Raw genomic sequence first — 21396 nt, forward strand, 5'->3', positions numbered from 1 at the left:
GTCTTATTGCCGCGTCAGCAGGAAGCGCAGGCCCCGGTGATTCAGGACGACGCCGTCGGGTGTGATGCGTTCGACCTGGGGGCCTTCACTCAAGGACTGTCCTTCAATGTATTTGCGCATGTTCACGAATATGAAACGCTCGGCGGGTATGCCGGAATACACGTGGATATCCAGATGCATATCGGGCAGCGACGTGCCGCCGGCAAGCATGTCGCTCACGGTCGGCAGGACCTCGTTGCCGGGATCGGTTCCGGTGCGCGCGGCCTCCGGGAGGGATTCCCGCGGGACGAGCGTGACAGCCGGCGCTTCGATGCGCCGGACCATGGGCGGGCCGTCGGGGACACCGGCCGCCGCTGCGAGATGCGTGTAAGGGGCGAGGACATCGCCACCGCTCCCGTAGGGATCGGCTTCATCGGCCAGCGAGCGTACGGCCGGACTGCGCGATGCCGAGTTTAGGGTGGACGGTGAAGCAGGCGAGTGGGTGCCGTCCGCCGCAGCGAGATTCCTATCCGGCCTGCTCTCTTGCGGCCTGGGAAGTGCCGGTGAAGGTGCCGGGTGCCGAGACCGGCTGCCGGCGGCGGCCTGAATTTCCGGTTGCAAGGCTGCAGCTGCCGGCGGCAGCTGCGTTTCACTGTTGCGGATCAGCACGATCGCCAGTACGCCTAAGTTGACCACCAGCAGCGCGGCGACGCCGATCACCCACCAGGGACGTTCCTCATCGCGGCGCCGGATGCGTATATCCGTCAGCGAGGGACCGCTGTGGCGCTGCCGCTCGTTCTCGGATTTTTTCAGCGCCTCCAGGATGAAGCTCATCAGGAACTCCCCTGGACGGAGTCGGTGCGTGTCAGCAGTAGCGGGGCGTCGCCGGTATTGCTCAAGGTGTCCAGCACGAGCTGAGTCTGTACGCCGGCAACACCGTCGACCGTCAGCCGATAGCGGCGCTGGAAGTCTTCCACCATGCGGACCAATTCCTCGTCGTAGTAATCGCTCGTGTTCGCAGCGGCGGGTTGGCCGCGCACGGTATTCAACGCAGCGCGCAGCCAGCGCACGTTTTCGCCCTGCATCCCGGCCGACAAGGAGTGCGCGCCCGTGACCTGGGGCCGCCACAGCACCAGGTAATCGCCATACCACAGCCGGGAAATCGAGGCCACCGAGACCGTCTGTTGTGCCTCGGGCAGCTTGATCGTCGCTGCGCCGTCTCGCAGTTCCGCGACCACCACCTGGTGTGCGTTCCCATGATCGTCGATCAAGGTCAGGATCGCAGGCCGGTTCAGGGTCCGCAACTGACCCCAGGAACCCTGCTGATAGACGCATTGCAAACCCTGCTGCAGCGCCTGATCACAGGGGCGACCCCGGGCCGGGTCGAAATGGCCGCCCCATAGGGAAAACAGCTGTGCAAAGGCATTTTCTGTGCTCGTGCCGTGCGGCTGATCCTCCAGCAGCATGGCGATGTCCATCTCCGCGGCGGCGGTTGCCGGCCCGATCGGGCCGGGCTCTTCGGCCTGCGGAGCCGTCCCGGTGGATGACATGGCCGCAGTCGTGATCGATTCGGCCGCCGCGACCGGGTCGTGGAGGGCGGCCTGGGTTCTGTCGGCGCGATCGTCCTGGGGCGCCGAATGCAACTGCCACAGGCCGAATGTCACGCCGGCCGCGGCGACGGCGATGGAGGCAAGCGCCAGCGCCTTCATCCAGGGAGAGCCGAAGCGGCGACCATAGACTTCGCCGGCGGCATGACGCACCAGCGCCGGGCCGATGCAGTGCGTGTCCCGGGTGAACGCGCCCAGCAGCGCACGATCGCAGATCACGTTGATGATGCGGGGAACGCCCTGGCTCAAGGTGTGAACTGTCCGCAGCGCCGCCGGCGTGAAGATCTCACCGTTTGCGCCGGCGATTTTCAGTCGATGGGTGACATAGGCGGCGGTCTCGGTCTTGGACAGGGGATCCAGGTGGTAACGGCCGGTGATGCGCTGGGCGAGCTGCCGCAGCTCGTTGCGGCCCAACAGTTCACGCAGTTCGGGTTGGCCGATCAGGATGATTTGCAGTAGTTTCTGCGAAGCCGTTTCTAGATTTGTCAGCAACCGTACCTGTTCCAAGGTCTGCGGTGTCAGATTCTGGGCCTCATCGACGATCACGACGATTCGCCTGCCTTTCGCATGTGCGTCGAGCAGACGCTTGTTCAGCACATCGACCAGATCCTTGATGCTGGCAACATCCTCGTCACGCATGAAAATGCCCAGTTCTTCACAGATGGTCAGCACGAATTGCAGGGGCGTCAACTGCGGATTCAGGATGACCGCGACATCGGCATGACCCGGCATGCGTTCCAGGAGCGAGCGCACCACCGTCGTCTTGCCGGTGCCGACCTCGCCGGTGAGCTGGATGAAGCCGCCGGCTTCGGTGATGCCGTATAAAAGATGAGCGAGCGCTTCCGCGTGACGCTCGCTCATGAAGAGGTAGCGCGGGTCGGGGGTGATTGCGAAAGGCTTTTCGTCGAGGCCGAAAAAGCTCGTATACATGCCGGATACGGGCCCAGGGTGGAGGTACGAATGCGTCATGATGCGCCCTGGCGCTGCAGCTGGCAAAGGTGGCCGCGCGAGGGGCAGGTCGGTCATTACGGCGCGGTGGAATCGGCCCCGGTCCCAAGTAACCGACAAGGGGACATTCGTATCCGGTTAATCGGATGGTATCTGGTTAAAAGGAGACATTACGATCTGACGCTAACACAGGATCCGGCGCTGACACAGGCCCGCGCCGCCTTGCCGCTGCCGCGTGGTACCGTTACGCTTTACTGCACTTTCCCGAAAGTCCGGCCATCGGGACGGCGTCCGATATCCGGACCACCGGGGCATCTCCCGTTTCACCCTGGAAGCGGACGTCCAAAGGCCTAGCCTCAGGATCAGCTCTCGTTTGCGTATCAGGGCGTACCCGACAATGGAGCGGCGGCGTGAAGGCGCTTTCTTTTCAGAAACTGACCAAAACCTACAAGAACGGCGTACAGGCGCTCAAGGGTATCGATCTGACGGTCGACGAAGGCGACTTCTTTGCCCTGCTGGGGCCGAACGGCGCCGGCAAGACCACGGCCATCGGCATCGTGACGTCGCTGATCAACAAGACCAGCGGCAAGGTCATCGTATTCGGCCACGATATCGACAACGACCTGGCCGGGGCGAAATCCTGCATCGGACTGGTGCCTCAGGAAGTGAATTTCAACCAGTTCGAGGATGTGTCCACGATCCTGCTGAACCAGGCCGGTTTCTATGGGATTCCGCGCCGTCTCGCCAAACAGCGGCTGAAAAAGAATCTCGATGCGCTGCAGTTGTGGGACAAGCGTGATGCCGTGGCGCGCAGCTTGTCGGGAGGCATGAAGCGCCGCCTGATGATCGCCCGGGCGTTGATGCACGAGCCGAAGCTGCTGATCCTGGATGAGCCGACTGCCGGCGTGGACATCGAGGTGCGCCGCACGATGTGGACCTTCCTGCGCGGAATCAATACCGCGGGTACCACCATCATTCTGACTACCCATTACCTGGAGGAGGCCGAAAACCTGTGCCGTCACGTGGCGATCATCGACCAGGGCCGTATCATCGAGAACGATCGCATGAGCGTCGTGTTGCGCAAGCTGCAGAGTGAGGTTTTCGTATTCAATCTGCGCCATCCCGCGCCGGCGCCGCCTGCCTTGCCGGGATATGCGACGACGATGCCGGACGATCATACGCTGGAGGTCGAGGTCACCAAGGAGCAGAATCTCAACGATATCTTCTCGATCCTGAGCGCCTCCGGCCTGGAAGTCCTGTCGATGCGCAACAAGTCCAACAGGCTCGAGGAGCTGTTCATGCGGATGGTGAAGCAGACGGTGACATAATCGGATCGTCCGATATCGCACCGAGTTCCGTCTGTAATCTTTAGTCCGCCGCCGATCCCATGAGTGTCAAAACCAACATCATCGGTTTCAATACGATCGTTCTGCGCGAGTTCAATCGTATCATTCGCATCTGGTTGCAAACGGTCATTCCCCCGGCGATCACCGCGAGCCTGTATTTCCTGATCTTCGGCAGCCTGGTCGGCAGGCGTATCGGCGAGATGGGCGGCTACAACTATATCCAGTACATCGCGCCCGGTCTGATCATGATGTCGGTAATCACCAATTCCTACGGCAATGTCGTGTCTTCGTTCTTTGGCGCGAAGTTCGGCAAACACATCGAGGAACTGCTGGTCTCGCCATTGCCGAACTGGCTCATCGTGACGGGTTATGTCGCCGGCGGTCTGGCGCGTGGGTTGCTGGTGGGAGCGATCGTCACGGCAGTCACGCTGCTGTTCACGCGCATGCAGGTTCACGATGCAGCCGCATTGATCTCGGCGGTCGTTCTGAGTTCGATCGTGTTCTCGCTGGCCGGCATGATCAATGCGATCCTGGCCACGAACTTCGATCAGATCACTTTCATCCCGACATTCGTTCTCACGCCGCTGACGTATCTGGGAGGCGTGTTCTACACGATCACGCTGCTACCGCAGTGGGCACAGCAGGTTTCGTATGCCAATCCGATTCTGTATATGGTCAACGCCTTCCGCTACGGTTTCCTGGGTGTATCGGACGTCGAGTTGCGGGCCGCTTACGCCATCATGATCATCGCCGTGCTGATGCTGTACATCGCCTGCGTCTGGATGCTGCACCGGGGTGTGGGGATGCGGGAGTAGCTACGTTCACGGGCCAGCTGCCTCACGGCAGCTGCGTTGTACCCATCAGGTAGCGGTCGCATTCGCGGGCGGCGCCGCGGCCCTCGTTGATGGCCCAGACGACCAGGCTCTGGCCGCGGCGACAGTCGCCGGCGGCGAATATGCCGCCGATACTGGTGGCGAACCGGCCATGCGCGGCCTGGACGTTGCCTCGCGCGTCGAGTTCCACGTCCAGATCCTTCAGCAGCATGCGTTCGGGTCCGAGGAAGCCCATAGCCAGCAGCACCAGCTGCGCCGGATAGATCTTCTCGGTACCAGCGACCTCTATGGGGACAAGGTGGCCCTGGTCGTTGCGGCGCCAGTCGATCTGGATCGTCACTACTTCCTTGACCGCACCTCGGGTATCGGCGCCGAAATGCTTGACAGTGGTGAGATAGCTGCGTGGATCGGCCCCGAACCTCGCCGCCGCCTCTTCCTGCCCATAGTCCATCTTGTAGACCTTGGGCCATTCAGGCCAGGGATTGTCTGCGGCGCGCTCCAGCGGCGGGCGCTGCATGATCTCTATTTGCGTCAGGCTTTTGCATCCCTGGCGCATTGCCGTCGCCACACAATCCGTGCCGGTATCGCCGCCGCCGATGACGATCACGTCCTTGTCGAATGCATGGATCGGGCTGTCCGAAGCATCGTTCCCAACGTCGCTTCCAGCATCCTTCCCGATGTCATTGGATATATCGAGCAGCGCTTTCGTGCTGGCGGTCAGGTAGTCCATCGCGAAATGCACACCCTGCAGCTCGCGGCCCTCCACGGGTAGGTCGCGCGGCTGCGTGGCGCCGGTGCAGATCACGATGGCGTCGAAATCCTTGCGCAACAACTGCGCTTCGACGTTCTCGCCGACGTTCGCGTTGCAGATGAACTTGATGCCCTCCTTCTCCATCACCTGCAGGCGCCGCTCCACAACCCCGCGCTTGTCGAGCTTCATGTTCGGGATGCCGTACATGAGCAGGCCACCGGGACGATCGTCGCGCTCCAGCACCGTGACCTGGTGGCCGGCGCGATTGAGCTGGGCGGCGGCGGCCAGCCCGGCCGGCCCCGAGCCGATGACGGCGACTTTCTTGCCGCTACGCCGGCGCGGCTGCTCCGGGACGATCCAGCCTTCTTCCCAGCCGCGCTCGGCGATCGCGGCTTCGAGCGTCTTGATCGTGACGGGCGGGCTGGAGATGCCAAGCACGCAGGCACCTTCACAGGGCGCCGGACAGACCCGACCGGTGAAATCCGGGAAGTTATTGGTCATATGCAGCCGGTCGAGCGCTTCGCGCCACAAGCCGCGATACACGAGATCGTTCCATTCGGGGATCAGGTTGTTGACGGGACACCCCGAGGCCATACCGTTGATCATCTTGCCGGTGTGGCAGAAGGGTACACCGCAGTCCATGCAGCGGGCCGCCTGGTTGCGCAGACGTTTCTCCGGCATGTGATGATGCATTTCCTTCCAGTCGTTCACCCGCTCCTGGGGCGCACGGTCGACCGGCAGTTCGCGCACATACTCGATGAATCCAGTTGGCTTGCCCATCAGTTTCCACTCGCTCTGGCCAGATCGCGCGCGTTCTCCTCGAACGCCGCCATGACGGCGTCCTCCCCTGCCAGTCCTTGTTCCTGTGCGCGGGCAATGTTTTCGAGCATGCGCTGGTAGTCGCGTGGCAGGACTTTGACGAAACGTTTCACCACGATGTTCCAATCGTCGAGCACCTGTTTTGCTCGCAAGCTCTTTGTATAAGAGTAGTGACGTTCGATCATCGCGACGACAGCCGTGATTTCCGCCGGCTCCTCCAGTGGAGAGACCGCCACCATCTCCGTGTTGATGTTGTCATGAAAGTCGCCATGCTCGTCGAATACATAGGCGATGCCGCCCGACATGCCTGCGGCGAAATTGCGTCCGGTAGCACCCAGTACAACCACGCGCCCGCCGGTCATATATTCGCAGCCGTGATCTCCGACCGCCTCCACCACCGCATCCACTCCGCTGTTGCGCACACAAAAACGCTCGCCGGCCATGCCGCTGATATAGGCTTCACCACTGGTTGCGCCGTAGAGAGCGACGTTGCCGATGATGATGTTCTCATGCGACTTGAATTTCGCGTTGACGGGCGGATGCAGAATGAGCTTGCCGCCGGAGAGGCCCTTGCCGAGGTAATCGTTGGCATCGCCTTCCAGCGTGAAGGTCATGCCGCGCGGCAGGAAGGCTCCCAGGCTCTGGCCGGCGGATCCCTTGAAATGGATCCGGATCGTGTCGTCCGGCAGTCCTGCGGCGCCGTATCGGCGCGTGATTTCACTGCCGGTGATCGTGCCGACCACCCGATTGACATTGCGGATCGGCAGCTGGGCACTGACCGGCTCGCCGCGCTCGATCGCCGGTGCGCAAATATCGAGCAGCCGGGTCATATCGAGCGACTTTTCCAGTCCATGATCCTGCGCTATCCGGCAGCAGCACTCGTTGTCCATGCCGGCGTCCGGTTGATACAGCAGATTGCTGAAATCCAGGCCCTTCGCCTTCCAGTGATCGAGCGCCTTGCGTGCCTCGAGTTTATCGACCCGGCCGACCATTTCCTCGATGGTGCGAAAGCCGAGTTGCGCCATCAGCTCGCGGGTTTCCATCGCGATGAAGCGCATGAAGTTCACGACATGCTCGGGTTTGCCTGTGAATCTTTCGCGCAGACGCGGATCCTGTGTGGCAATGCCCACCGGACAGGTGTTGAGATGACACACACGCATCATGACGCAGCCGATGGCGACCAGCGGCGCGGTGGCGAAACCGAATTCCTCGGCCCCCAGCAGCGCCGCCACGACGACGTCGCGGCCGGTCTTGAGCTGACCGTCGGTTTCCACCGCGATGCGGCTGCGTAGATTGTTCATCACCAAGGTCTGGTGGGTCTCGGCAAGGCCGAGTTCCCAAGGCAGGCCCGCGTGTGCGATGGAAGTCTGCGGTGATGCGCCCGTGCCGCCGTCGTGGCCGCTGACCAGCACCACATCGGCATGCGCCTTGGCCACGCCTGCGGCAATGGTGCCGACACCTACCTCGGAGACCAGTTTGACGCTGATGCGCGCATGGCGGTTGGCATTCTTCAGGTCATGGATCAGCTCCGCCAGATCCTCGATGGAATAAATGTCGTGATGCGGCGGAGGGGAGATCAGTCCGACGCCGGCGGTCGTATGCCGGGTTTTCGCGATCCAGGGATATACCTTGGTGCCCGGCAATTGGCCGCCTTCGCCGGGCTTTGCGCCCTGCGCCATCTTGATCTGGATTTCGTTTGCATTGACCAGGTATTCACTGGTGACACCGAAGCGGCCCGAGGCGACTTGTTTGATCGCGGAGTTCCTGGAGTCGCCGTTCGCCAGGGGTTGAAAACGTTGCGGGTCTTCACCGCCCTCGCCGGTATTGCTTTTGCCGCCGATACGATTCATGGCGATTGCCAGCGTCTGGTGAGCCTCCTGGCTGATCGAGCCATAGGACATCGCACCGGTCTTGAAGCGCTTCATGATGCTTTCGACGGATTCGACCTCCTCCAGTGCGATCGACTCGTCCGTCTTGAGCTGTAGTAGTCCGCGCAAGGTACATAAGTTTCTGGCTTGTTCGTTGACGAGGCGCGAGTAGTCTCCGAATTGTTCGTAGCTGCCGTTACGTACTGATTTCTGCAGCCGATGGATCGTTTCGGGGTTGAAAAGGTGATACTCGCCGTCAGCGCGCCACTGGTACTGGCCGCCCGTGGACAGAACGTTGCCCTCGCGGCGTTCCGAGAACGCGGCGTCATGGCGCACCAGGACTTCCTGCGCGATCACGTTCATGCCGATGCCGCCGATGCGCGATGGTGTCCAGGTGAAATATTCGTCGATCACGTCCTGTCTCAGACCCACCGCTTCGAACACTTGTGCACCGCGATAGCTCTGGATGGCGGAGATCCCCATTTTGGCCATCACCTTGATGACGCCCTTGGTGACGGCCTTTACCAGGTTCTTGCAAGCAGTAGCGTGATCGATGTTGATGAGACGTCCATCCTGGATCATGGAGTCGATCGTCTCGAAAGCGACGTAGGGGTTGATCGCGCTGACCCCATAGCCGATCAGCAGTGCGAAATGATGGACCTCACGCGCCTCGCCCGTTTCCAGCACCAGGCTCACCCGAGTGCGCAGACCTTCGCGAATCAGATAGTGATGCAGCCCGGCGACGGCGAGCAACGCCGGGATAGGCGCGAACTCCCGGTTGACGCCGCGATCGCTCAGGATGAGGATGTTCACTTCCTCCTCCTCGATCAGGCGCCGCGCCATGAGGCGGATTTCCTCCATCGACTTGACCAGGCCCTTTTCGCCGCGCGTGACGCGAAATAGACTCGGCAGAGTGCCGACCCGCAGACCGGGCAAGTCCATGCGCCGGAGTTTCGCGAATTCCTCATTCGTGAGGATCGGCCACTTCAGTTCCAGGCGTCGGCAATCCGCCGGTTGGGGATTGAGCAGGTTGCCTTCCGAGCCCAGGCGGGTTTCCGCGGATGTAATGATTTCCTCGCGGATACAGTCGATCGGCGGGTTCGTGACCTGCGCGAACAATTGCTTGAAATAGTCATAGAGCAGGCGCGGCTTGTTCGACAGCACGGCCAGCGGCGTATCGTTGCCCATGGAGCCGATCGCTTCCACACCGTTACGGGCCATGGGCGTCAGCAGCAGGCGCTCATCCTCGAAGGTATAGCCGAAGGCGATCTGGCGCTGCAGCAGCGTGTCGTGATCGGGGGCGGGCACCTCCGGTGCCGGTGGCAGATCGTCGATATGCAACAAATGCTCGTTCAGCCAGCGGCGATAGGGATGCCGGGTGGCGATCTCCCGCTTGATCTCCCCATCTTCGATGATGCGGCCTTGTTCGGTATCTACCAGGAACATGCGTCCCGGCTGCAGGCGGCCTTTGATGACGATGTCCTCCGGCGGAATATCCAACACGCCGGCTTCCGATGCCATTACCACCAGGTCATCGCGGGTCACGTAGTAGCGGGTGGGTCGTAGTCCGTTACGGTCCAGCAGCGCGCCGATCTGGCGCCCGTCGGTGAAGGCGATCGAGGCCGGACCATCCCAGGGTTCCATCAGCGAGGAGTGATACTGATAGAAGGCGCGCTTGTCGTCGTCCATGGTCTGGTGGTTCGACCAGGGTTCCGGGATCATCATCATCATGGCGTGGGCCAGCGGCCGTCCCGCCAGCACCAGCAGTTCCAGCGTATTGTCGAACATCGCCGAATCAGAGCCGTTGGGATTGATGATCGGCAGGATCGATTCCATGTCGTCGCCGAACAGTTCGGCTTGAAACAAGGCTTCACGCGCATGCATCCAATTGGCATTGCCGCGTACGGTATTGATTTCGCCGTTGTGCGCGATGTAGCGATACGGATGAGCACGATCCCAGCTGGGGAAGGTATTGGTGCTGAAGCGCGAATGCACCAGTGCGATCGCCGTCTCCATCAGGGGATCGTTTAGGTCGGGAAAATAAGGTCCAAGCTGCTGGGTCAGCAGCATGCCTTTGTAGACCAGCGTCTTGTGCGACAGGCTGGCGACATACCAGTTGGAAGCACCTTCGATTGTCGAGGTGCGAATTTCACTGTAGGCGCGCTTGCGGATCACGAACAGCTTGCGTTCGAACGCCATGGTGTCCATATCCGCATCGGCGTTGCGAGCGATGAAGACCATGCGCATGTAGGGCTCGCAGGATTTCGCCGTGTCGCCTAACATGGAGTTGTTGCAGGGAACGGTACGCCAGCCCAGGATGTTCTGTCCTTCGGATTGCACGATCTGTTCGAAACGCTCCTCGATGTGCCGGCGTAGCGTGGGATTGCGCGGCAGGAACACGATGCCGCAGCCATAGTGACCGGCGGTGGGCAGATCGATGCGGGCTTTCCTGGCAGCTTCTACCAGGAAGCGGTGCGGCATCTGCAACAGGATGCCGGCGCCGTCGCCGGTATCGACTTCGGCGCCGCAGGCGCCGCGATGATCCAGGTTCGTCAGAATCTGCAGGCCCTGCTGCAATATCTTGTGCGACTTGCGCCCCCTGATGTCCGCCACGAAGCCGACGCCGCAGGCGTCGTGCTCGAAAGCCGGGTCGTACAGGCCTTGCCTGGGAGGATAGCCTGCGGGACGAGACCGTGATGGACGGCGCGGTTCGGAGCTCCCTTCGTTCTGGCAGGTGTTCATGCTGGTTACCGTGTCGATAAGAAACCGTCGGGCGCCTGTCCTCCACATCCAGCGCGGCGGCGCATACACCCAGGGATCGTTGAATCCTTGAGCGTCCGCCGGCACCCGGAAAGGACCGCCATGCTTTTGCCTGACAGTCCTAAATTACTGAATCAAATGGGGTTGCTTTATGCGGGCAGGTGCTGCGCCCGGCACCGCGGCGCGACGAACTTTCCAAGCTCAACCCGATGAGATGGCATTCATATTACAACGGTGACTTGCTGCGTCAATGCACCAAAAAAACGCCTCATTTCAGTGCATATTCATGCACTTGCATGGTGCGTCCGGCGCACATGTATAGTGCGCGGACGATATGGAATGAGCGGCATCAGCGGCCTTTTTCAGCTCCATGGAGAGCTGTCCCGCTCAGGATCATGCTGCGTACCATCGTGGTCGGTGCCGGTTCGCTCCCGAAGCAGGGGCTGCCTTCGCTGATGCACCGCAAGCAGTGGCAGGTGATCCTCGATCAAGATGTGACAGGCATGACGAGCATCACGCGTCCGGCGGGCGGCGATCTGCCCAGGGAGCGGCCGTTTCAAGCTGCGCGGCAATATGATGCTATCTCTTGATGCCGCCTCCATGAGCGAGATAGCCAACACTGCTGCCGCCGACCTGCTGGCAGCCTCGATCGCGCCCGGTATATACGTGGCGAGCCATGCTTCGGCGCGTCGGCGGTGTGCGGGAAACTTGACCCCTCGAGAAAAATACCCCACCCTTGAAAAAAATAATCCACATTTATTAATCAATTGATTTAGCCGGCTGTTGGGCTGGCTGCAAGGAGCTGTGGATGGATCCGGTCAGGCAATTGGTCGAAAGCCGTCCCGATTTCTTCGTCAACCGGCCTGCGTACCTCGAGCAGGCGATCGGGATCCGCGACTTCATCTGGCAATCCTCCGGACTTTCCAGCGCCTATATGGTGGTGACGCCGGCCGGCCGGGTGATCATCAATACCGGCATGGGCTTCGAGGCGCCGACGCACAAGCGGCTGTTCGATGCCGTATGTGCGGGACCTACTCCCTACATTCTGCTCACCCAGGGTCATGTCGATCATGTCGGCGGCGTGGCGCTGTTTCGTGAGCGCGGCACACTGCTCGTCGCGCAGCGTGATCTGCCGCTTTGCCAGCGCGACGATCAGCGTATCAAGCAGGTACGCGAGGCCCAGGCTTACATCTGGTTCAGTGATGCCCTCGAAGCTGCGCGTCGGCCGCAAGGTTCATCAGATGCCTCCGCGGCCACGCCGCCTCCCCAGGATGTGCCGGTGGCCGAGGTGAGTTTCGAGGACAGCTACACCTTCGAACTCGGAGGATTGCGTTTCGAGCTTTATGCGGTGCCGGGCGGTGAAACCATCGATAGTTGCGTGGTCTGGTTGCCGCAGCATCGCATTTTATTCACCGGCAACATGCTGGGGCCGCTCTTTCCTCACTTTCCAAACTTCAATACTATCCGCGGTGATCGTTATCGTTTCGTCGAGCCCTATCTCGACTCGCTGCGGCGCGTGCGAGCACTGGAGCCCGAGCTGTTGATCACAGGGCGTTTCGCACCGATCGAGGGTCGCGAACTCATCGGCGCCTGCTTCGAGCGACTGGATGCGGCGGTGGACTACGTGCATCGCCGTACGCTCGAGGGTATGAACGCAGGCAAAGACATCTGGACGCTCATGCGCGAGGTACGACTGCCGCCGGAACTCTATGTCGGTCAGGGTTATGGCAGGGTGAGCTGGGCGGTGCGCACGATCTGGGAACAGTACATGGGTTGGTTCAAGGCGCAGGCGACGAGTGAACTCTATCCGACGCAGCCACGCGATATCTATGATGACCTGGTTGCGCTGGCCGGTCTGGAGGCGGTCGTGGCGCGAGGGCGCAGTCAGCTCGTGAGCGGAGATCCGGAGGCTGCGATGCTGCTCGCCGAGGCGGCGCTTGCGCATGCGCCGCGCGATCGCAGTGCACTCATCCTGGCCCGCGATGCCAATCGCGCCCTGCTGGAGCGCTCGGGCGCCAGTAATTTCTGGGAGGCGGGCTGGCTGCGTACCCAGATTCGCCGGCTTGAACAGGAGATCGAGGCATGACTCGGTGGTCGACCGTACGCTACGACTATGATGGCGCGCAGGTACTGGTCACCGGGGCCACCTCGGGCATCGGCGCCGGGATCGCGGCCGCCTATCGGGAAGCGGGTGCGGCCGTGACGATCACGGGCACGCGCTCGAGCGCGGCTGAATATGGCGGCGATCTGGCCGGTTACCGGTATCTTCGCTTGCGGCTGGAGGACGATGCCGAGATCGAGCAGGTGGCCGCTGCGTTGCCGCAGCTGGACATCTTGGTTAACAACGCCGGTGGTAATTTTGCGGCGCAGAATGAATATGAACCGGAATTCTTCGAGCGTGCCGTACGCGTCAATCTGCTCAGCACCTATCGCATGGCGCATGCCTGCCGCCCCAAGCTTGCGGCGAGCGCGCTCGCCGGCGGTGCCAGCGTCATCGGTATCGCCTCGATGACCTCCTACTTCGGTGTGGAGATCGTACCCGGATACGGCGCGGCGAAAGCCGGGCTGGTGCAGCTGACCAAGACGCTGTCGATCGCCTGGGCGAAGGATCGTATCCGTGTCAACGCCGTAGCGGCGGGCCTTATCCAAAGTCGCATGACCGAGCATTTCCTGGCAACACCCGACAGCGAATCCTCGCGTCTGCGCACCCCCATGCAGCGCTTTGGCGCGCCCGAGGAGATCGCCGGCGCGGTGCTTTTCCTGACGAGCGCCGCAGCGAGCTTCGTTACGGGACAGACGCTGCCGGTGGATGGCGGCTTCAGCGTGATGGGCTGAAATACCCGCGCTCGACGGGCAGGAGATCCTGCCGGCGGCGTCGTTCGTAACGACAGGAGCACAGCGATGACAACCCCACGGGATCTCAAAGAAAAATTCAAGGAAAAATACGGACCCTGGGCGCTGGTGACCGGCGCCTCCTCCGGGATCGGTGAACAGTTCGCGCGCCAACTGGCCCGCAACGGCATCAATCTGCTGCTGGTCGCGCGTCGCGCAGATCGCCTGGCGCGTCTCGCCCAGGAGCTAGGCCGTCGCCGCGGACTGCAGATCGAACCGATCATTGTGGATCTGGCCGAGTCTGAGGCGGTCGATCGTATTGTGGCGGCGATCGGTGATCGGGATCTGGGATTGCTGGTGAGTAATGCCGGCTTCGGCCTCAAGGGTGATTTCGCCGCGGCGGCGCGCGGGCGCATCGAGGCCATGTTAAATGTCAATGCACGAACCCCGCTGTTGCTTGCTCACGCACTGCTGCCGCGGTTACGCGCACGTGGGCGCGGCGGCATCATCTTGACAGGATCGGTCGAAGGCGAGGCGCCTTATCCCTTCTCGACGGCTTATGCGGCGACCAAGGCTTTTGTTCATAGCCTGGGCATGGGTCTTCACGGCGAACTGGCCGGTAGCGGCGTGGATATGCTCGTGCTCGCCCCGGGCGCCACCGACACCGAGGCGATCACGCTGCAGGGTTTCAAGCCCGAGCTCATGCCCAATCTCATGTCCCCGGTTGACGTCGTGAAGCAGGCGCTGCATCAACTTGGCAAGACGCCGTTGCATGTGCCGGGGGTCGAGAATCGCAAGTACGTGAATATGATGCGACGCATGCCGCGCGACAAACTCATCGCCTTCAATGCCCAGGCCGTGTTGGCGGCGCTGGATGCCGGCGCCGCACCAGCCGATGCTAGACAAGCCAGCGATCAACAAGACTGAGCCATCCTGGAACATCTCGCATGGCCAACGCCATTCATATCGATGATCTGGCTGCGCCGCGTCTGGGTGAGGTGCAAGCCGGCGCTCTGGCCTGGGGCGAGACGGTCAGCGTCGATTTCAGCGAACAGGCCATCCTCGAGGCTGCACGTCGGCACACCGGCCTGATGGATTTCGGCCCAGATGATTTTCGCGAGCGGCTCGGCGTGCTGCGCAAGGCCTGGGATACAGATACCGAGATCACCGGCTTCCATCGTTCGGTGCTGCACGGCTATCTGGTGCGCTACGCGAGCAATCGTCTGCTGATCCAGGACACGCTGCAGCGTCATCCCGAGATTCTGCAGGAGCCCATCGAGCGGCCCGTGATCGTGGTCGGATTGCCGCGCTCGGGCACCACGCATATGGTGAATCTGCTGGCTGCCGATCGTCGGCTGCACTCGTTGCCGCTGTGGGAGTCCTACGAGCCGGTACCGCTGCCGGGTGAGCCGGCGTCGGGCGATGCCACCGATCCGCGCTATCGGCGCTGTGCCGAAGCGTGGGCGGGCATGCAGCAGGTCACGCCGCTCCTGGCCGCCATGCATCCGATGAATCCGGATCACGTCCATGAAGAGATCGAACTCATGGGACCGGACTTCGCCTCCTATAACTTCGAATGGCTGAGTCTTACGCCCCAATGGCGCGATCACTATTACGCACACGACCAGACGCCGCACTACGAGTACATGAAGAACGTATTGCGGCTGCTGCAATGGCGCCGCGGCGAGTGTAAGCGTTGGGTGCTCAAGTGTCCGCAACATCTCGAGCAGTTGCCGGTGCTCATGAAGACTTTTCCCGATGCGACAGTCGTGATCACGCATCGCGATCCGGTGGCGGTGATCCAGTCCACGGTCACCATGTTGGCTTACGGTCAGCGCATGAATCGCCGTCATGTCGCGCTGCAATCGCTGATCGAGTACTGGAGCGATCGCATCGAGCATCTCTTGCGCGCCTGTGTGCGGGATCGTGAATCGGTACCGGCGGAGCGCTGCGTCGATTCGATGTTCCACATGTTCATGGCCGATCAGATGGGGACGATGGAGCAGGTGTACGCGATCGCGGAACTCGAACTCGGTATCGCGCCGCGCGCGGCGCTCGAGGGCTACATCACTGATCATCCGCGCGGTAAGGAAGGACAGGTCGTCTATAACTTGCAGCGGGACTTCGGCGTCGATCCGGCGGCGCTGCGCGAGCGCTTCCGTTTCTACTTCGATCGCTTCCCCGTCAAGGCCGAGACGTACTGAACCGGGAGAGCGTCTCTGCGCTCGCGGATGAAGCGGCCATGGTCGGCGGCAAACCACTTTTACGAAGCGGCATTCGCCTCCTAGTCCTTTAGGACGTAGGCTTTGAGCTTCTATTCGCGTAAAAGTACAAAACTAAAACTCCAGGTGGCATTTTTTGAGAACGACTATGGCCCGGCGATCCATCCATGACGGATTTCTTCCGACTATAGCCACTGCAGCAGTCATGCAGGCCGGCAGTGGAACGGTCCCGGCATGAACCGCGGCATGAACAAGTTGGTCGGCGCCGGCGATGTCATTGCGCAGTTGCGCGATGGCATGACCATCGGTATCGGCGGCTGGGGTCCACGCCGCAAGCCCATGGCGCTGGTGCGCGAGTTGCTGCGCAGTCCGTTGCGCGATCTGACCGTGGTCGCCTACGGCGGTGCGGATGTCGGTATGCTGTGCGCGGCAGGAAAAGTCAGGAAGCTGATTTTTGCGTTCGTTTCACTCGATTTCATCCCGCTGGAGCCATATTTTCGTGCGGCACGGCAGTCAGGGGCGCTGGAGGTGATGGAAATCGATGAGGGCCTGCTGCTGCTCGGGCTGAAAGCAGCCGCGATGCGCATCCCGTTCATCCCGACTCGGACCGGTCTGGGCACGGACGTGATCAAGCACAATCCGGACATCCGGTTGGTCGATTCCCCGTATGACGAGCGCCAGTGGCTGGCGATGCCGGCGCTGCCGCTGGATGCCGCCTTGCTGCACGTGGATCGCGCCGATGCGCGCGGCGTGTGCCAGGTCAAGGGTCCGGATCTGTACATGGACGATGTGTTTGCGCGCGCCGCGTCGCGTACCTATGTCAGTTGTGATGAATTGGTGGAACCGCAGTTCTTCGAGCAGGATGAGGAGGCGCGTTATGTATTCTGGGAGCGGGCGGAAACCACCGGCGTGGTACACCTGCCTTGTGGCGCACATCCGAGTTCATGTGCGCCGCTGTATGGATTCGATGTGAAGCATTTCAGAGAATACACCGCCAGTGCCAAGGAGGCTGACGGCTGGGCGAAATATTATGAGCGCTATATCGCCTGCAGCGAGGTGGAATACCTGCAGCGCGTCGGCGGCGAAGCGGCAGTGAAAAAGCTGCCGTTGCCGGTGTTCTGACGGAGAACGCGATGACCGACACTGCATTGGTAGATGCCATCATCTGCGCCGCCTCGGAGGCCTGGCGCAACGACGGGGAGGTGCTGGCGACCGGTATCGGCATCGTGCCGCGGCTGGCGGCCTCACTTGCCAAACTGACCTGCAACCCGGACCTCATGATGACCGACAGCGAGGCGTGGATGGTCGCCGAACCCGTGCCGCTCGGACCGCGGGGCGACTATGTCATGCGTCGCGAATCGCATATGGGATTCGCGCGTATCTTCGACAACGTGTGGGGCGGCAAGCGTCACGCCATGGTCGGCCCGACCCAGATGGATCGCTACGGCCAGGCAAACATCTCCATGATCGGCACGGACTATCGCAAGCCTAAGGTGCAGATGCTGGGCGTGCGTGGCTTCCCCGGTAATTCGTTCAATCACGCCAATTCATTCTTTATCCCGAATCACGGCACCAAGGTATTCGTCGCCGGTGAAGTCGACATGGTCGCCTCGGTGGGCTACAACCCGGCTCGTCTTGCACGCGGCTGGCGGCTCGATGATATCGATATCCGCCTGGTGCTTACCAATCTATGCGTGATGGACTTCGGCGGCCCGGATCACCAGCTGCAGTTGCGCAGTCTGCATGCGGGTGTGACGCTGGAGCAGGTGCAGCAGGCGACGGGTTTCCCGCTGCACGTTCCGGCGTCGGTGCCGAGTACACCGGCGCCGACGGCCGAGCAACTGGCGTTGCTGGCGCGGCTCGATCCGCATGGATTGCGCGCCGGCGTATTCGGAGCCTGATCGGAGCATGAAACGAGCATGAGCGACAAGACGGAGCGGCCGTTTCTCGAGGGCTGGTTCACGCGGGATGAGGCTGGGGCGGCTCTCATCGGTACACGGTGCACGAGCTGCGGGACGTATTATTTTCCACGTCAGACACGTTTCTGTCGCAATCCGGTCTGCGAGGGCGAGCAGTTCGAGGAATTGGCGCTGTCCCGGCATGGCCGGCTGTGGTCCTATACCAACGCCTGCTATCAGCCACCCGAACCGTTCATCGCCGCCGAACCATTTGAACCCTTCGCGATCGCCGCGGTGGAACTCGAGGCTGAACGCATGATCGTGCTCGGGCCGGTCGTGCAGGGTGTCGACGTCGATGCTCTGCAGGTCGGGATGCCGATGGAACTGGTGATCGAGAGGCTGTGCGACACGCCGAGCGAGCGGCTTCTTTCCTGGAAGTGGAAACCTGTCGTATGAGCAAGGATATCGTCATTCTCGGCGTCGGCATGCATCCATGGGGCAAGTGGGGGCGCAGCTTCATCGACTATGGTGTCGTGGCGGCCCGCGCTGCACTCAAGGATGCCGGTGTCGACTGGTGCGATGTGCAATTTGTCAGCGGCGCTGCAACCATCCGCAACGGCTATCCGGGACAGGTGAGCGGCGCGACTTTCGCGCAGGCTCTGGGTTGGCAGGGTGCACAGGTCAATACCTCCTATGCCGCCTGTGCCTCCGGTTCCCAGGCGCTGGCCGCCGCGCGTTCGAAGATCCTGTCGGGTGAATGCGAGCTTGCGCTGGTGATCGGTTCGGACACCACACCCAAGGGTTTTCTGGCGCCGGCGAAGGGGGAGCGGCCCGACGATCCGGACTGGGTGCGTTTTCGTCTTGGCATCACCAATCCGAGTTATTTTGCGCTTTATGCACGGCGTCGCATGGCGCTGTATGGCGATACGGTCGATGATTTCGCGCAGGTCAAGATCAAGAACTCCAAGCACGGTTGCGAGAACCCGAACGCCCGTTATCGCAAGTGCTTTAGCGCAGCGGAGGTTGCGGCCTCGCCGATGGTGGCCAATCCGTTGCGGCTGATGGATATTTGCGCGACCTCGGACGGCGCCGCTGCGCTCATCGTGTCGAGCGTCGATTATGCGCGGCGTATCGGGCGTACCGATGCACCGAAGGTGGCGGCGATCTCCACTGTCACGCCGACCTTTGCTTCGAGCATGATCGAGATGCCGGATCTGGCGACGGATTCGGCCGTCAGCGCCGCGGCTCACAGTTTTCGCGCTGCCCTGCCCGTGAAGGCATATGAGGAAGCCGGCATCGGTCCACAGGACATCGATCTGGCCGAGGTCTATGACCTGTCCACGGCTCTGGAACTCGACTGGATGGAGGATTTGCAGCTATGCGCCCGTGGCGAGGCAGCCGCGTTACTGCGTAGCGGTGCGACGCAGGTCGGCGGACGCATTCCCGTGAATGCCTCCGGCGGACTGGCCTGCTTCGGCGAGGCCGTTCCGGCGCAGGCGCTGGCGCAGGTCTGCGAACTGACCTGGCAGCTGCGAGGGCAGGCCGGCGCGCGCCAGGTCAGTGCCGATGCGAAAGTCGGCATCACTGCCAACCAGGGTCTTTTCGGTCATGGTTCATCGGTGATCGTCAAGCGCTGAGGCGGGAACTCGATGTCGGATTTTCACACGCCGCTTTGTGATTTGCTGGGCAGCCGCTACCCGATCGTGCAAACCGGCATGGGCTGGGTGACCGGCTCCGATCTGGTGGCGGCAACGGCGAATGCCGGTGGTTTCGGTTTCTTGGCCGGCGCTACGATTGCCGCGGATCGGATCGAAGCCGAGATCGTCCGGGTGCGCGAACTGACCGGCGATAAGCCCTTCGGACTCAATTTTCACATGTTCCAGCCGAACGCGGCGCAGCTATTGGATCTGGCTGTGAAACACCGTATCCGCGCCGTGAGCTACGGACGCGGGCCGGACAAGAAGGTGATCGGCCGGCTGCGTGATGCGGGAATCGTTTGCATGCCCACCGTCGGCGCCCTCAAGCATGCGCGCAAGGCGATCGAAATGGGCGCCAATGTCATCACCATCCAGGGCTCCGAAGGGGGCGGGCATACCGGCAGCGTGCCGACCACGGTACTGTTGCCGCAGGTCGTCGATGCTGTAAAGGTACCGGTGGTCGCTGCGGGCGGCTTTTTCGATGGACGCGGATTGCTCGCGGCGCTGGCGTACGGTGCACAGGGAATCGCGATGGGGACGCGTTTTTTGATGACGACCGACAGCAAGGTGCCGGCGGTAACTCTGGAATGCTATCTCGCCGCCCGCGAAGCCGAAAAGATCCAGATTTCCCATCTGGTCGATGGTATGCCGCAGCGCATGATTCCGAACGCCTATCTGGCGATGCTGGAAAAGGCTTCGCCGTTGCGACGCCTGCGAATCGCGCTCAATCTCGCATTGCAATACAAGTCACAGACCGGCATGACCAGCGCGCATGCCCTCAAGGTGCTCTGGCAGAGCCTGCGTGACGATGCGGGCAGCGTGGCACAGACCGTCATGGCCGCCAATGCGCCCATGCTGCTGCAGCGCGCCATGATCGAGGGCAAGCCGGCCGAGGGCGTGATGGCTGCCGGCCAGGTGGCTGCCTTGATCAACCGTGTGGACAGTTGTCAGGAGGTCATCGAAGGAATCATTGCGCAGGCGCGTGAGCGCCGTGATGCGCTGTTGGCCATCGGCACCGAGGAAAATCATGTCTGAGCAGTTCACGAGCCGGATCCATGACAATGGTGTGGCCGAGGTGGTGCTCGATCGCCCGCCGGTCAACGCACTCAATTCCGCCGGCTGGTATGCGCTCGCCGAGTGCATCGCGGCACTCGGTGAAAATACGGCCGTGCGCGTCATCGTCATTCGCGCGCAAGGTCGAGGCTTTTGTGCGGGTGTCGACATCAAGGAACTCGATGCCGACTCCAGTCTGATCGTGGCTGTGAATGCCGGCAACTACGCCACCTTCAAGGCAGTGCATCTCAACAAGGTGCCGGTGATTGCGGCGGTACACGGCTTCGTGCTCGGCGGCGGCATCGGCGTCTGCGGCGCGGCCGATATCGTCATCGCCGCCGAGGATGCGAGCTTCGGCCTGCCCGAGGTGGATCGCGGCGCGATGGGCGGCGCGGCGCACCTGCAGCGCATGTTCGGCGTACAGAAGACGCGATACCTGTTTTTCACCGGTGAAATGATCGGTGCGCCGGAAGCCTTCCGGCTCGGCGCCATCGAGCGGGTCGTGCCGCGCGAGCGGCTGCGGGATGAGGCGATGGCCATTGCCGCCAAGATCGCCGCGAAAAGTCCGGCCATGATCCGTATTGCCAAGGAAGCGCTCACCGGTATCGAGGACGGCAATCTCGAGGTAAAATATCGCTGGGAGCAGGGATTTACCTTGCAGGCTTACATGAGCCCGGACTCGGCGGAGACGCGGCGTGCCTTTGTTGAGAAACGCGATACCCGGTTCTAGTACGGCCGGGCTCAAGCGTAGGGACGACCCTGATGAATATCCAACCCGATCGT

18 protein-coding genes are annotated in these 21396 nt (G+C 61.9%); 14 read left to right on the plus strand and 4 right to left on the minus strand.

The annotated features are described in order from the left end of the window. Positions 1 to 3: 3 nt before the first annotated feature. Together ACG33_RS00255 and ACG33_RS00260 are read right to left on the minus strand one after the other, a co-directional pair. Entirely contained in the window at positions 4 to 813 is an 810-nt protein-coding gene (locus ACG33_RS00255) for a general secretion pathway protein GspB (RefSeq protein ID WP_066917830.1), read from the minus strand. Further along, complete coding sequence (locus ACG33_RS00260) at positions 813 to 2516, minus strand: ExeA family protein (protein ID WP_066917831.1); 1704 nt, start codon at positions 2514 to 2516, stop codon at positions 813 to 815. The genes ACG33_RS00255 and ACG33_RS00260 overlap by 1 nt, the downstream gene beginning before the upstream one ends. 428 nt (positions 2517 to 2944) lie before the next feature. Between ACG33_RS00260 and ACG33_RS00265 the strand changes: the two genes are divergently transcribed. Further along, positions 2945 to 3862 (plus strand): ABC transporter ATP-binding protein, encoded by a 918-nt coding sequence (locus tag ACG33_RS00265; RefSeq protein ID WP_066917832.1) that lies wholly within the window; start codon positions 2945 to 2947, stop codon positions 3860 to 3862. A 59-nt stretch (positions 3863 to 3921) separates the two neighbouring features. Continuing rightward, positions 3922 to 4695, plus strand: a complete 774-nt coding sequence (locus ACG33_RS00270) for an ABC transporter permease (protein ID WP_066917833.1) — start codon at positions 3922 to 3924, stop codon at positions 4693 to 4695. A gap of 22 nt (positions 4696 to 4717) precedes the next feature. Here the strand turns inward: ACG33_RS00270 and ACG33_RS00275 are convergent, their stop codons facing one another. Both ACG33_RS00275 and gltB read right to left on the minus strand, forming a co-directional pair. Continuing rightward, a complete protein-coding gene (locus ACG33_RS00275; protein WP_066917834.1) occupies positions 4718 to 6244 on the minus strand; it encodes a glutamate synthase subunit beta in 1527 nt (508 codons plus the stop codon). Continuing rightward, positions 6244 to 10893 (minus strand): glutamate synthase large subunit, encoded by a 4650-nt coding sequence (gene gltB / locus ACG33_RS00280; protein WP_210399119.1) that lies wholly within the window; start codon positions 10891 to 10893, stop codon positions 6244 to 6246. The genes ACG33_RS00275 and gltB overlap by 1 nt, the downstream gene beginning before the upstream one ends. 413 nt (positions 10894 to 11306) lie before the next feature. Here gltB and ACG33_RS00285 point away from each other — a divergent pair, with 413 nt between their 5' ends. The 12 genes from ACG33_RS00285 to ACG33_RS00335 all read left to right on the plus strand — a co-directional run bounded on the left by ACG33_RS00285 (position 11307) and on the right by ACG33_RS00335 (position 21343). Then, the gene (locus ACG33_RS00285; protein WP_066917835.1) at positions 11307 to 11501 is read left to right on the plus strand and encodes a hypothetical protein; all 195 of its coding nucleotides are present in this window, start codon (positions 11307 to 11309) and stop codon (positions 11499 to 11501) included. 10 nt (positions 11502 to 11511) lie between these two features. Continuing rightward, positions 11512 to 11682: a hypothetical protein gene (locus ACG33_RS15945; protein ID WP_157071608.1), complete on the plus strand. Its 171-nt coding sequence runs from the start codon at positions 11512 to 11514 to the stop codon at positions 11680 to 11682. A 37-nt stretch (positions 11683 to 11719) separates the two neighbouring features. Beyond that, a complete protein-coding gene (locus ACG33_RS00290; protein WP_066917836.1) occupies positions 11720 to 12997 on the plus strand; it encodes an alkyl sulfatase dimerization domain-containing protein in 1278 nt (425 codons plus the stop codon). Beyond that, positions 12994 to 13746: an SDR family NAD(P)-dependent oxidoreductase gene (locus tag ACG33_RS00295; protein WP_066917837.1), complete on the plus strand. Its 753-nt coding sequence runs from the start codon at positions 12994 to 12996 to the stop codon at positions 13744 to 13746. Before ACG33_RS00290 ends, ACG33_RS00295 begins: the two co-directional genes overlap by 4 nt. Before the next feature lie 66 nt (positions 13747 to 13812). Next, a complete protein-coding gene (locus ACG33_RS00300) occupies positions 13813 to 14670 on the plus strand; it encodes an SDR family NAD(P)-dependent oxidoreductase (RefSeq protein WP_066917838.1) in 858 nt (285 codons plus the stop codon). 20 nt (positions 14671 to 14690) lie between these two features. Next, a complete protein-coding gene (locus ACG33_RS00305; protein WP_066917839.1) occupies positions 14691 to 15947 on the plus strand; it encodes a sulfotransferase family protein in 1257 nt (418 codons plus the stop codon). 264 nt (positions 15948 to 16211) lie between these two features. Further along, positions 16212 to 17087, plus strand: a complete 876-nt coding sequence (locus tag ACG33_RS00310; RefSeq protein ID WP_066922609.1) for a CoA transferase subunit A — start codon at positions 16212 to 16214, stop codon at positions 17085 to 17087. A gap of 11 nt (positions 17088 to 17098) precedes the next feature. Continuing rightward, complete coding sequence (locus ACG33_RS00315; protein ID WP_066917840.1) at positions 17099 to 17866, plus strand: CoA-transferase subunit beta; 768 nt, start codon at positions 17099 to 17101, stop codon at positions 17864 to 17866. Positions 17867 to 17884: 18 nt separating this feature from the next. Next, entirely contained in the window at positions 17885 to 18319 is a 435-nt protein-coding gene (locus tag ACG33_RS00320) for a Zn-ribbon domain-containing OB-fold protein (protein WP_066917841.1), read from the plus strand. After that, on the plus strand, positions 18316 to 19500 hold the full coding sequence (locus ACG33_RS00325) for a lipid-transfer protein (RefSeq protein WP_066917842.1): 1185 nt from the start codon (positions 18316 to 18318) through the stop codon (positions 19498 to 19500). Before ACG33_RS00320 ends, ACG33_RS00325 begins: the two co-directional genes overlap by 4 nt. A 12-nt stretch (positions 19501 to 19512) precedes the next feature. Continuing rightward, complete coding sequence (locus ACG33_RS00330) at positions 19513 to 20595, plus strand: NAD(P)H-dependent flavin oxidoreductase (protein WP_066917843.1); 1083 nt, start codon at positions 19513 to 19515, stop codon at positions 20593 to 20595. Beyond that, positions 20588 to 21343 carry an enoyl-CoA hydratase family protein gene (locus ACG33_RS00335; protein ID WP_066917844.1) on the plus strand — a complete coding sequence of 252 codons (756 nt, stop codon included), beginning with the start codon at positions 20588 to 20590 and terminating at the stop codon, positions 21341 to 21343. The genes ACG33_RS00330 and ACG33_RS00335 overlap by 8 nt, the downstream gene beginning before the upstream one ends. Positions 21344 to 21396 lie beyond the last annotated feature (53 nt).

The organism is Steroidobacter denitrificans (assembly GCF_001579945.1).
Classification (GTDB): Bacteria; Pseudomonadota; Gammaproteobacteria; order Steroidobacterales; family Steroidobacteraceae; genus Steroidobacter; species Steroidobacter denitrificans.